This window comes from Pseudomonas sp. GP01-A4, from assembly GCF_058780865.1.
In genome coordinates, this window is the sequence record NZ_JBYSWF010000118.1 from 1 (window position 1) to 11,976 (window position 11,976).

At 61.8% G+C, this 11,976-nt stretch carries 8 protein-coding genes; 1 reads left to right on the plus strand and 7 read right to left on the minus strand.

From position 1 onward, the window contains the following. Positions 1–86: 86 nt before the first annotated feature. The 3 genes from maiA to hmgA are packed head-to-tail and all read right to left on the minus strand — an operon-like array spanning position 87 to position 3,308. Entirely contained in the window at positions 87–722 is a 636-nt protein-coding gene (maiA, locus tag AC3WKX_RS33260) for a maleylacetoacetate isomerase (RefSeq protein WP_008438576.1), read from the minus strand. A 12-nt stretch (positions 723–734) separates the two neighbouring features. Next, entirely contained in the window at positions 735–2,021 is a 1,287-nt protein-coding gene (fahA, locus tag AC3WKX_RS33265) for a fumarylacetoacetase (protein ID WP_102605172.1), read from the minus strand. Positions 2,022–2,024: 3 nt separating this feature from the next. Then, complete coding sequence (gene hmgA, locus AC3WKX_RS33270; protein WP_102605171.1) at positions 2,025–3,308, minus strand: homogentisate 1,2-dioxygenase; 1,284 nt, start codon at positions 3,306–3,308, stop codon at positions 2,025–2,027. Between the two features lie 119 nt (positions 3,309–3,427). On the opposite strand from hmgA, the gene AC3WKX_RS33275 reads away from it, so the two are divergent. After that, on the plus strand, positions 3,428–4,216 hold the full coding sequence (locus AC3WKX_RS33275; protein ID WP_102605170.1) for an IclR family transcriptional regulator: 789 nt from the start codon (positions 3,428–3,430) through the stop codon (positions 4,214–4,216). 155 nt (positions 4,217–4,371) lie between these two features. Here AC3WKX_RS33275 and AC3WKX_RS33280 read toward each other — a convergent pair whose 3' ends face one another. The 4 genes from AC3WKX_RS33280 to AC3WKX_RS33295 all read right to left on the minus strand — a co-directional run bounded on the left by AC3WKX_RS33280 (position 4,372) and on the right by AC3WKX_RS33295 (position 11,715). Next, positions 4,372–6,861 carry a LuxR C-terminal-related transcriptional regulator gene (locus tag AC3WKX_RS33280; protein ID WP_102605169.1) on the minus strand — a complete coding sequence of 830 codons (2,490 nt, stop codon included), beginning with the start codon at positions 6,859–6,861 and terminating at the stop codon, positions 4,372–4,374. A 272-nt stretch (positions 6,862–7,133) separates the two neighbouring features. After that, positions 7,134–8,501, minus strand: coding sequence for a DUF1329 domain-containing protein (locus tag AC3WKX_RS33285; protein ID WP_003212808.1), 1,368 nt, complete (start codon positions 8,499–8,501; stop codon positions 7,134–7,136). Positions 8,502–8,527: 26 nt separating this feature from the next. After that, the gene (locus AC3WKX_RS33290) at positions 8,528–10,318 is read right to left on the minus strand and encodes a DUF1302 domain-containing protein (protein ID WP_023659149.1); all 1,791 of its coding nucleotides are present in this window, start codon (positions 10,316–10,318) and stop codon (positions 8,528–8,530) included. 485 nt (positions 10,319–10,803) lie between these two features. Further along, a complete protein-coding gene (locus AC3WKX_RS33295) occupies positions 10,804–11,715 on the minus strand; it encodes an SDR family oxidoreductase (RefSeq protein WP_008438591.1) in 912 nt (303 codons plus the stop codon). Positions 11,716–11,976 lie beyond the last annotated feature (261 nt).

The following is an 11,976-nucleotide window of genomic DNA, read 5'->3' on the forward strand; positions in this document are numbered from 1 at the left end:
GTACGCCAGTCAATACATCTGCTGACTGATACACCGTATTCGCGAGCAAGCCCGCTCCCACATTTGGCCGGTGTGAGCCTGGAGATTTATGGGGTATCCGGTTGGTTGGCGGGATGAGCCGCCATGAACGCCGGATGCTGCGCCGCCAACCCCGCCACCCGCTGAATGCGCGGGTACGCCGCCAGCGACACCTTGAACCGCTCGGCCGCATACAACTGTGGAATCAAGAACGTATCCGCCATCCCCGGCTGCTCGCCAAAGCAATAACCCTGATCACCAATCAACTGCTCAACCGCCGCCAGGCCCTGGCTGATCCAGTGCCCGATCCACTCCAGCACCTGCGCTTCATCGTGCCCCCATTGCTTGAGCAGATTCTGGGTACTGGAGTTGTGCAGCGGATGAATGTCGCAACCGATGATCGACGCCACCGCGCGCTCATGGGCGCGGGTTGCCAGATCCGTGGAGAGCAACGGCACCTGTGGATAACGTTCCTCCAGGTACTCGATGATTGCCGGCGACTGAATCAACACATCACCCTCATCGGTGCGCAAGGCCGGCACGCGACCTTGCGGGTTGATCGCCAGATACTCCGGCTGATGGTTGGCGCCGCCCTTGGGCACCAGCAGGTTGACCGGCACGGCGGTGAAGTCCAGGCCCTTGAGGGCCAGCGCGATCCGCACCCGGTAGGACGAAGTGGAGCGGTAGTAGGTATAGAGTTCCATGGCCCTGCCCTCTCAGCGCGCCGCGACCACGGTACCCCGGCATTCGCCGAAGCCGATGGAGGCAAAACCGTCGCGGGTGCAGCGGGCACGCAGGATGATTTCGTCGCCATCTTCAAGGAATTTCCGCACCTCGCCGGAGGCCAGTTCGATCGGCTTTTTACCGCCCTCGGTGATTTCCAGCAGGCTGCCGAATTGTCCGGCTTCAGGCCCCGACAAGGTGCCCGAACCAAACAGGTCACCCGCCTGCAACTGGCAGCCGTTGACGCTGTGGTGCGCAACCATTTGCGCGACGGTCCAGTACATGTGTTGGGTGTTGCTCAGGGTCAGGCGATGGGCCGGCAGGTTCTGCTCGCGCATCGAGGCGGTGGTCAGCAGCACTTCCAGTTCGATATCAAAACCACCGGCCACCTGGTCGCGCTTGTCCAGCAGGTATGGCAGTGGTTGCGGGTCGCCTTCAGGGCGTGCCGGTTGTGCCTTGCGGAACGGTTCCAGGGCTTCAGCCGTCACCACCCATGGCGAAATGCTGGTGATGAAACTCTTCGACAGGAACGGGCCCAGCGGCTGGTATTCCCAAGCCTGGATATCCCGCGCCGACCAGTCGTTGAGCAGGCAGAAACCGGCGATGTGATCAGCCGCGTCGCCGATGGCAATCGAGTCGCCCATGGCATTGCCCTGGCCGATCCAGATGCCCAGCTCCAGCTCGTAGTCCAGGCGAGCGCAAGGGCCGAAGGTCGGCTCGGTCTGGCCGGCTGGCAGGGTCTGGCCTTTCGGGCGGCGGACCTCGGTGCCCGACGGGCGAATCGTCGACGCGCGGCCGTGGTAACCGATCGGCACATACTTGTAGTTGGGCAGCAGCGGGTTGTCCGGGCGGAACAGCTTGCCGACGTTTTGCGCGTGCTCGATGCCCACGTAGAAGTCGGTGTAGTCGTTGATCCTGGCCGGCAGGTGCATCTGGCAATCGGCAGCCGGGCGCAGCGCAGCTTGCAGTTTGCCTTGCTGTTCGCTGCCTTCGGCCAACAGTTCCAGCAGGCGTTCGCGCAGGGCCACGCGCGGGCCACGGCCGAGTTCGAAAAATGCGTTCAGTTGGCCGCCAGCGGTGGCTTCAACGGCCCGGCGGGCTTCGCCTTCAAAGCATTCCAGCGCGGCGTGCAGATCAAGAATCTGCTCGCCAATCGCCACGCCACTGCGCGGTGCCGAGCCATTAACGCTGAACACCCCCAACGGCAGGTTTTGCAGCGGGAAATCCCGGTGACCGTTGGCGGAAACCACCCAACTGCGGGTGAGATTAGGCTGAGTCATGGGTTATCTCCGATTCGGGTTGAAGGTTGCAGGGAGCGAGGCCCAGCAAGCGTCGTAGGAAGGTTGCAGCTGCGGGCATTCCAGCGCGAACTGTGTAGGACGCAGCACCTGGCTGGTCTCGAACATGAACGCCATGGTGTTATCAATCTTGTGGGGCTCAAGCGTCGCGTTGATGGCTTTGGTGCAGGTCTCGCCATCCGGGCCGTGGGCGCTCATGCAGCTGTGCAACGACGCGCCGCCGGGCACGAAGCCTTCGGCCTTGGCGTCGTAGGCACCCTGGATCAGGCCCATGTATTCGTTCATCAGGTTGCGGTGGAACCACGGTGGCCGGAAGGTGTTTTCGGCGACCATCCAGCGGGGCGGGAAGATCACGAAGTCGAGGTTGGCCAGGCCGTGCACGCTGGTGGGCGAGGTCAATACGGTGAAGATCGACGGGTCCGGGTGATCGAAGCTCACGGTGCCGATGGTGTTGAAACGACGCAGGTCGTATTTGTACGGCACGTTGTTGCCGTGCCACGCCACCACGTTCAGCGGCGAATGGTCGAGCTGGCAGCCCCACAGTTCGCCGAGGAATTTCTGCACAAGCGTGGTCGGTTGCTTGAGGTCTTCGTAATGGGCGACGGGCGTGAGGAAATCCCGTGGGTTGGCCAGGCCGTTGCTGCCGATAGGACCAAGGTCCGGCAGGCGCAGTGGCGCGCCATGGTTCTCGGCGACGTAACCGCGGGCCAGGGCATCCAGCAGTTCGACGCGGAATTTCAGGCCGCGGGGCAGCACGACGATTTCCAGTGGCTCGACTTCCAGCACACCCAGTTCGGTCGCAATGCGCAGGCGGCCCTGTTCGGGAACGACCAACAGTTCGCCGTCCGCGTTGAAGAACACGCGGTCCATCGAACGGTTGGCGCGGTAGTTGTAGATGCTGATGCCCGAGGGTTTTTCCGATCCGGAATTGGCGACCATGCCTACAAGGCCATCGATGAAATCTGTCGGCTCACCCGGAATATCCAGCGGGTTCCAGCGCAGGCGGTTGGGCGTCACAGCGCCCAGCGGTCCACCGGCCAATTGCCGCTCCAGCTTGACGAACGCCGGGTGATTGGCCGACGGCTGGATGCGGTACAACCAGGTGCGCCGGGCTTCGCTGCGGGCCATGGTGAAGGCGGTGCCGGAAAAGAGTTCGGTGTACAGCCCGTAGGGCGCTTTCTGCGGGGCGTTCTGGCCGACGGGCAATGCACCGGGCAAGGCTTCAGTGGCAAATTCATTGCCAAAACCCGATTGGTATTCGAGGGTCATGGATCGTCCTCTGAGCGGAAGTTGTTTTTATCGTAATCCAGTTACGCATAACGTAATTTGATACCTGTTGACCGTCAAGCTATAAAGACGCCCATTCGTCTTTCGGATTCATGCCCTCCATGGAAAAGCCGCCCGTCCCCCGCGACACCGGTAAACAGAAAGTCCGCTCGGCTGAAGTGGGCACCGACATCCTCAAGGCCCTGGCTGAACTGTCGCCGGCCACCTCGTTGTCGCGTCTGGCCGAGCACGTGCAAATGCCGGCGAGCAAGGTCCACCGTTATTTGCAGGCGCTGATTGCCTCGGGTTTTGCCGAACAGAACACCGCCACCAACCATTACGGCCTGGGCCGCGAAGCCTTGCGCGTGGGGCTGGCCGCGCTGGGCAGCATGGACGTGCTGAAAGTCGCCGCCCTGCCCCTGGCGGAACTGCGGGATGAGTTGAATGAAACCTGCTTCCTGGCCGTCTGGGGTAACCAGGGCGCGACGGTGGTGCATATCGAGCCGGCGGTGCGCGCGGTGACGGTGGTCACGCAATTGGGCTCGGTGTTGCCGTTGCTCAGTTCGTCCACCGGGCTGGTGTTCAGTGCGTTCCTGCCGTCGCGGGAAACCGTGGAGTTGCGCGAGCGGGAAATTCAGGCGGGCGTTGCCCATGCGTTGGCGGATGACCAGGAATACGCGACCACCTGTGAGCAGATCCGCCAGCGCGGCTTGCACTTTGTGCATGGTTTGCTGATGCCGGGTGTGGACGCGTTGTCGGCGCCGGTGTTCAACGCGGTCGGGCAAGTGGCGGCGGTGTTGACCGTGGTGGGGCCGACGTCGCTGTTCCATGCCGATGAAGACGGCCCGGCGGCGAAGCGTTTGCTGGCGGCGACCCAGGCGGTGAGTTGGCGCATGGGTTATCAGCCGTAACGCTCAGTATCAGGCACCCAACAGAACAAAATGTGGGAGCGGGCTTGCTCGCGAATGCAGTCTGTCAGTTAAAGCATCAGTGACTGATACACCGCATTCGCGAGCAAGCCCGCTCCCACATTTGATCGTCATTGTTTGACGAATAGTGCATGGCTTCAAGCCATCAAGCCCAGCGTCTTGGCCTTGGCCACTGCCTGGGTACGCCGCTCCACCCCCAACTTGCTGTGAATCCTCCGCGCATGGGTTTTTACCGTGTGCAGCGAGATAAACAATTGGCTGGCAATTTCCAGATTGGAATTGCCCTGGGCAATCAGTTGCAGCACCTCAAGCTCGCGCTGGCTCAGGGGATTTTCCCCCGCCGCCGCCGGGCATTCCTGCGGTTCCAGCCCCAATGCACTCAACAACCCCGGTTGCCTGAGGCGCAGCTCGCGAATCGCCTGCTGTACCTGGCAACGCCCCGCCAGTTCCAATCCGGCTTCCAGCGAGCGCACGGCCAACGGGCGATCGCCGACTTGCCAGGCCACTTCCCCCAGCACCAAGTGCAACTCCGCTTCCAGGCACAGCATGCCCCGCTGACGGGCGGCCTCCAGTAACGCACTCAGGCGGGCGACAGGCTCTTCGGCGCGATGCAATTTCACTTCGGCCAGCACCTGCAAATATTCAAGCCTGGGGATCAACTCCAGGGTGGCCGGCGGTGCTTGTTTCGCCTTGGGGCCACGGTAGTGCCGCAGCACCCGGGTCACCGCCTCCAGGGTCAGTTCGGCGCGACCCTGTTGCAGCCAGAAATGCCCGCTGAGCAACAGCAATACGGCGCGATAGACGGTGTCGGGCACCTGGCGTTGCTGCATCAGGCGTTCAGCGTCGCGCAACTGGATAAACGCCTGGGCGTAATCGCCCTTGTTGGCGGCCAATAGCGCCAGTCCCAGGTAGCCGTAGAGCACGCGTTTGTCCTGGCTGTGCAGGCACATGCCCAGGCCGGATTCGAAGCATTCGGCGGCCACGCCGTCGTGGCCCTGGCGCAGCGCCAGGTGCCCACGTCGCAAGCAAATCCGTCCCATCAACGGCCCGGCTTTAAGCCGCTGTTGCACCAGCATGCGCTGCACATTCTCCAGCAGGCTTTGGGCCCGATACGGCGCGCCGCGCTGCTCCAGCAACTGCGCATGATCGAGCTCCAACAATGCCTCCAACAGCAGTGAGCCGTGGGAGCGCGCCAGGCACAACGCCTCGCGGTTCAGCGCCTGGGCCACATCCAGCTCGCCACGCAGCAAGGCTTGCTGGGTCAGGCCCGACAGGCACATCAGGCGCGACGTCCAGGCGCTCTCGGGCAAGTCTTGCAGGGCTTCGAGAAAATGCTCCCGGGCCCGTGCGGCTTCGCCGCCCAGATGCAACAGCCAGCCCCATTGCGCCTGCCAGCGGGCCAGCAGATAACGCTGCAGGTGCGCGGTCGGTTGCGGAGTGAAACGCGCCAGTTGGTCAATGCACAACGCCGCCTGGTCGAAACGCCCGGCAAACAGCAACGCCGCCGTTACCAAGCCCACCAGTTGCGCCGAGCCCAGCATCAATTCATCACCATGCTGCTCATGCAGGCGCAACAACAGCACCGCATTTTGCTGGCGGAACAGGTCTTCAAAACTGAAATGCTGCAACAGGCTTACAGCCACTTCGTACTCTTCGGCCTGCAACGCTTGCTCAAACGCTGCTTGCCAGTCCTCGGCGGCGGTAAACCATTGGCACGCGCGCCGGTGCCAGGAGCGCCTGGCTGGCCAGGGTTCGGCGCGCATCAGTTGGGCCAGTGGCGGGAAGACTTGCAGCCAGTCGGTGGACTCCTCCCAGGGCTCGATAAAGGCGCCCAGCGTCTGCAAGTCTCGCAGGTAGTCGCCACCGTCACCAAAGCCGAACAGGTGGTCACACAAGCTCGGGTTGAAGCGTGGCAGGTGCGCGAGCACGCGCCAGGCCTCGGCCAATTCCGGCGCCAGGCCCGTGAACAACTCGTGTTGCAGGTAGTCGAGCAAGGTTTTGTCCGGGTGCCCGTCGCCTTCAAGCAATCCGATACGCACTCCGGCGCACCAGCCGGCGCTGAACTGCAACACCTTGTCGGCGCTGGAACCGGCCAAGTGCTGGATTTCGCTGGGGTCAAACGCCAATTCGGCAGCGCTGCATTCCCACAGTTCATCATCAAGCAACAGCCGGGGCCAGTTGCAGGCCGGCCGCCGCCGCGCGCCGATCCACCAGGTCAAGGCCGGGCTGCTGGCGGCCAGAATGCGGTCAAGCAACCCATCCAGTTCAGGCGCCGGCACGCGGCAGAAGTCATCGAGAAACAACCAGGCCGGCGCTTGCCAGCGGTTCAGGGCCAGCAGCAACGTGGGCTCATCAACAAAGTCGAGGCCAAGGCTTTGCGCCAGGCGCTGACACAAATCCGAGGCCACGCCATTCAGCGGCAACCAGTACACCTGGCACTGCGAAGGCGCCTGCAACGCGCACTCGGCGAGCAATGCACTCTTGCCGCTGCCGGCCGGGGCGCAGAGCAACTTCACCCGTGCCGTGGCGTTGAGCAGCGGCACGGCCAGGCGCGGGCGCAACAGATGATGGGGAGACAAGCGTGGCATGAATCCAGGACGATCCAGACAACGGGTCATGGCGGTCATAACTGCGTCCCTGTTTTTTATTATTAGGCGGCGTGCGCCCTACCCTAGTCCTGTGGCTGGCGGTTGTTGAGGAGTATTCAGCAGGCTGATTGGCGGGCATAAAAAAGCCGGGAGCCAAAAGGCCACCCGGCACTCGTTCTAAAGGTGGAACACCGTAAATGTGGGAGCGGGCTTGCTCGCGAAGGCGGTGTATCAGTCACTGATGCTTTAACTGACAGACCGCCTTCGCGAGCAAGCCAGCTCCCACAGTTTGACCGTATTTCAATCAGGTTTTAGCGCACGCCTTCCGAGCGCAATGCTGCCGGCGTGTAGTCGGCCGCCTTGGCCGCAAAGCCGAACACAAAGCTGCTCTTCTCTTCGTTCTTCATGCCCAGGGCGATGTAGCGCCCGGCGATGATGTCGTACAGGGTTTCGACGGTGTAGGCCGGCACCTGATGGTCGTAGTAGAACTGCGCGTGACCTTCAGCAACACGCCACAGCTGGCCGCGGCCGTCGTAGTGGTCCACCAGCGCCACCTGCCAGCTGTCTTCGTCGATGTACATGTGGCGCTTGGCGTAGATGTGCCGCTCGCTCGGCTTGACCGTGCCGATCACTTCCCAGACCCGGTGCAGTTCGTAGCGGGTCAGGTCCTGGTTGATGTGGCCGGCCTTGATGATGTCGTCGTACTTGAGGGTCGGCGAATCGAGCTTGTAGCTGTTGTAGGGAATGTACATCTCCTTCTTGCCCACCAGCTTCCAGTCGTAGCGATCGGGAGCGCCGGAGAACATGTCGAAGTTATCCGAGGTGCGCAGGCCGTCGGCCGCAGTGCCCGGCCCGTCGTAGGCCACTTGCGGCGCACGGCGTACCCGGCGCTGGCCGGCGTTGTAGACCCAGGCCAGGCGCGGTTCCTTCACCTGGTCGAGCGTCTCATGCACCAACAGTACGTTGCCGGCCAGGCGCGCCGGGGCGGTCACCGATTGTTTGAAGAAGGTCAGTACGTTGGCGCCCTTGACCGGGTCCATGTCCGGGATCAGTTGCGGCACGGCCACTTCTTCCTCGAAACGGATCGGCGTGTAGCTGCCGTTGGTCTGCGGCGTGGCCTGGGTGATGATGCGGCGCAGGTTGCCGCCGTGGTAACGGGTGATGTGGTTCCAAAGCACTTCGACGCCATTTTTCGGAATCGGGAAGGCGTAGTAGCGGTTGCCGGTGAAGTTCTCCAGGCCATTGCCGTCGTTGATCGCATGCACGTTGAGCGCGCTGCGCTTGATCGACTCGTAGATCTCCGGCGGCAGGTTGACCGTGCGGTGGGTCGGGTACACCGGAATCTTGTAGGTTTGCGGGTAGCGCTTGAACATCGCCACCTGGCCTTCGGAGAGTTTGTCCTTGTATTTGTCGACCGTGGCGGCGGTGATCACGAACAGCGGCTTTTCATTGGCGAACGGGTCAGCGAGGAAACCCTTGCTGTCCACCGCCCCGGCGTTTTTCGGGATACCACCGGTCCATGCCGGGATCGAACCATCGGCGTTACCGGCCTTCTCGGCGCCCACCGGGGTCAGGGTAGTGCCGAGCTTAGCCGCTTCTTCCGGCGACACTGCGGCCATCACGTTGGCGGCCAACAGGCTCAGGGCCAACACCCCGCATTGCAGAATCATCTTGCGCATAGTCTCTTGTCCTTACTTAAGCCAAATCAGAAGTTCACGCCAAAGCTGAGGGCGATGAAGTCGCGGTCGGTGAGGGTGTTGTAGTCACCGCCAAAAAAGTCGGTGTAGCTCAGGCTCGCGGTGTAGGTGTTGCGGTAGTCCGCATCCACGCCGACGCTGATGGCCTTGGCGCCTTCGTTGAACAGGCCGTTGGGGCCGTAGCCGCTGACGTCCTGGGACCACGACACGTTGGGCTTGAGGTTGACCCCGGCGAATACGTTGTTGTAATCGAGGATGGCCCGGGCGCGATAACCCCAGGAGTTGGCCGTGACAAACCCATCGGTGTCGCCGCCGAAACCGTATTGGCCGTAGACCGAGTCACGGCCATAACGCAGCTTGGATTTCGCCTCCAGCCCGCCGACGTGCACAAAGGCCGCCTCGCCCACCAGGGTCAGGCGTTCGGCGCCCAGTACCTGGTCGAAGAATTGGGTCATGGTGCTCTGGATCTGGGTGATTTCCTTGCGGCGGTAGCCGGCGTTGTCGGCGCCGAAGGAACTGCTGATCGGTGAAGCGGCGTTGCCGGCAATCGGGTTGACCAGGGCCAGCGTCAGGTCGGTGGTGTTGAGTTGTACGGGAGCATTCGGGCGGTAGCTGATTTCGCCGGTCCAGGCGGTGCCGGTGGGCAAGGTGGTGGAGAAACTGGCACCGAACAGGCGGATGTTTTCCGGGTAGTCGAGGTAATACTGGCCGCGACCGAGCATCGTGCTTTGCGCCAGGCCGGCCCCGGTACCCGGGGCGATCCCGTTGGCCGCGTTGGCAATAGCGCCAATGGTTGCCAGGTTGGTGTTGGCGGTGATGGTACCGACGGTGGGCGTGCGGCTGTGATAGTTCATGAAGTACAGGCCGTACTCGGTGTCATCCCCCAGCCAGCGCAACGCCATGCCGAACTGGCCGCCATCGCGCGCCTCGCGGTCTTTTGCACGCTGCACCACTACGCCTTCTTTCGTAACCTGGAAGCCCTGGCCAAACGCCGCCGCTACCGGTTGCAATGGTGCAATCGCCGGGCTGCCGACGGTGTAGTTGCCGTTGCAGCCATGGGCCACCACGTCGTTACCGAAGAAGGTGCCGCAGTTGTCCACCACGGTGTTTTCCCAGTTCAACTGGTAGAAACCTTCCACGCTCAACTGGTTGGTGAGGCTTTGGGAGGCGAACACCATGTTGACCGGAATCAGGCCTTCCTTGATCTCGGCGCCAGGGCGGCGGAACGCGGAAACGTCGATGGGGTTGATGCTGTTGATGGAGTTGCCGATGAACGTACTTTCCCCCCAACTGACCACCTGCTTGCCGACGCGCACGTTGCCCGGCAAATCGCCGATGGAATAGTTGTGATAGACAAACGCGTCGAGTAATTCGTAGCCGGAAGAGCGTGCGCCTTCGTCGCGGTGGTTATTGCTGATCTGCTTGAATTCGCGGTCTTCGTCCTGCAGTTCAAAGTCGTACCAGTACTTGCCGCGCACGAACACGCCGCTGTCGCCGTACTTGAGTTCCAGGTCGTGGATGCCCTTGAAGATCTTGGAGAAGGTCTCGCCCTTCTTGAAGTTCAGGCGACCATCATCGCCGGTGGAAGCCTGGCCCGTTCCGCCGTTGGGAATGCCCACCAGCTTCTTGTCGGCATCGCGCATGCCCCAGCTGGCACCGACCGACAGCGAGGAATCGAATTGCCCTTCGATCTCGCCGATGTTGAACGAAACAGCCTGCGCCTGGGCACAGCAACCCAAAGCAACCGCAGCGGCCAGCGCCTGTGGCCTGAAGATGGCGCGCATTGTTGTTTTTGTCATGCGTCTTCCCCGGTGGTGTGACAGAAGGCCCCACCCTACTGCCCGCGATCAGGAGCGATAAGCGCACCAAGGAGGTATTCGTGTTGTCGCTCGAAAGGATGAGAGGGCGCTCTGGCCGGGGTCTTGGAGAGGCCATGGACGAGATGGATGAAGGATTATCAGGAGGATGGATGAGGTGTTATTGCCACTGTTGCGGGTTTGGTAACAGTCCTTGTCTCGAATCGCTATTTTTCATTTTGTAACAAAAGCCTATTCTTGCCTGGCTTTCAGGGCAAACCGCCCGCTTCCAGAATCTGGAAGAACAGCCAGTTTTTTATGGATTGATCAATATTTTCAATCTGTTACCGGTGTTCACTGACGTTGATTTATTGCTCCTTGATCAAACGTCTTACTTCAGCCGCTGCCTTTGCAGCGGCTTTTTTTATGCCTGAAATAAAGCGGGGCGCCATGGCGCCCCGCTTGATTAAAACTTTTTCACGTAATGATCACAGGCTGTACTTCTGCAGGTTGGCCATCATCTCCTTCAAGGCCTCGATGTTGTCCTTGGGGTGAGCGGCCCCGTCGAAGTCACAGATTTGCTGCCAGTGGGCGGCGACATCATCCGGGGAGAACCCGGCTTCAGGATCGAACCCAACCCCCAGGCTGCGCTCCCAGCGGGTCTTGCCGATCCAGCCGCCGCCCACCTCAAACAGCCCGGAGGTTTCCTGACACGCCTCGCTGCCCAGGTACACCACCAGCGGGCTGATCAATTCCGGCTTGAGGCGTTCGAAGACTTGCGGCGGGATCAGGCCTTCGGTCATACGTGTACCGCCGGTGGGGGCGATGGCGTTGACCAGGATGTTGTTCTTGCGGCCTTCCAGCGCCAGGGTGCGGGTCAGGCCGTACAGGCCGAGCTTGGCCATGCCGTAGTTGGACTGGCCGAAGTTGCCGTAGATACCGGAGGTGGAGGCGGTGAAGATCACCCGGCCGTAGGCTTGTTCACGCAGATGGGGCCAGGCGGCGCGGGTGACTTTGTAGGCGCCTTCGACGTGTACGCGGTAGACCAGGTCCCAGTCGCTGTCTTCCATTTTGTGGAAGGTTTTGTCCCGCAGGATCCCGGCGTTGTTGACCACGACGTCGATGCGGCCGAAGGCGTCGAGGGCGTTCTGGACGATCTTGTCACCGTCGGTGACGGAGTCGTGGTTGGCCTCGGCGATGCCGCCGGCTTCGCGGATTTCGGCCACTACGCGGTCGGCCGCCGAGGCGTTGGCGCCTTCGCCCTGGGTTGAGCCGCCAAGATCGTTGACCAGCACTTTGGCTCCGTGTCTGGCAAACAGGAGTGCGTGGGCGCGGCCTAGTCCGCCGCCGGCACCGGTGACGATCACGACCTTGTCTTGGAACTGCACAGGCTCACTCATTGGGGACTCCAGGGGTGGTTAGGGGTGGATGGGTTGAGTGTCAGGCACGGGGCCTGGGGTCACAATAAATACGGCTGGGGGTGAATGGTGCGCGATAAGGCTGGGGGATGATTGGTGTGGGGTAGATGGGGTACATATCCTTTATTTAGGTAACGGCCTCCTATGGTTCCGCTCTTACAGCGGGTCACTTTTGAACAGCGCAAAAGTAAGCAAAACGCTCTTGCCCCACCACTCGGCACCTCGCTTAGGCTCGGTGTGCCC

Coding starts and splice junctions, on each gene's coding strand:
- AC3WKX_RS33295 (WP_008438591.1), bottom strand. CDS start 11,715: ATGAGTGAGCCTGTGCAGTTCCAAGACAAGGTCGTGATCGTCACCGGT.
- maiA (WP_008438576.1), bottom strand. CDS start 722: ATGGAACTCTATACCTACTACCGCTCCACTTCGTCCTACCGGGTGCGG.
- fahA (WP_102605172.1), bottom strand. CDS start 2,021: ATGACTCAGCCTAATCTCACCCGCAGTTGGGTGGTTTCCGCCAACGGT.
- AC3WKX_RS33290 (WP_023659149.1), bottom strand. CDS start 10,318: ATGACAAAAACAACAATGCGCGCCATCTTCAGGCCACAGGCGCTGGCC.
- AC3WKX_RS33275 (WP_102605170.1), top strand. CDS start 3,428: ATGGAAAAGCCGCCCGTCCCCCGCGACACCGGTAAACAGAAAGTCCGC.
- hmgA (WP_102605171.1), bottom strand. CDS start 3,308: ATGACCCTCGAATACCAATCGGGTTTTGGCAATGAATTTGCCACTGAA.
- AC3WKX_RS33285 (WP_003212808.1), bottom strand. CDS start 8,501: ATGCGCAAGATGATTCTGCAATGCGGGGTGTTGGCCCTGAGCCTGTTG.
- AC3WKX_RS33280 (WP_102605169.1), bottom strand. CDS start 6,861: ATGACCGCCATGACCCGTTGTCTGGATCGTCCTGGATTCATGCCACGC.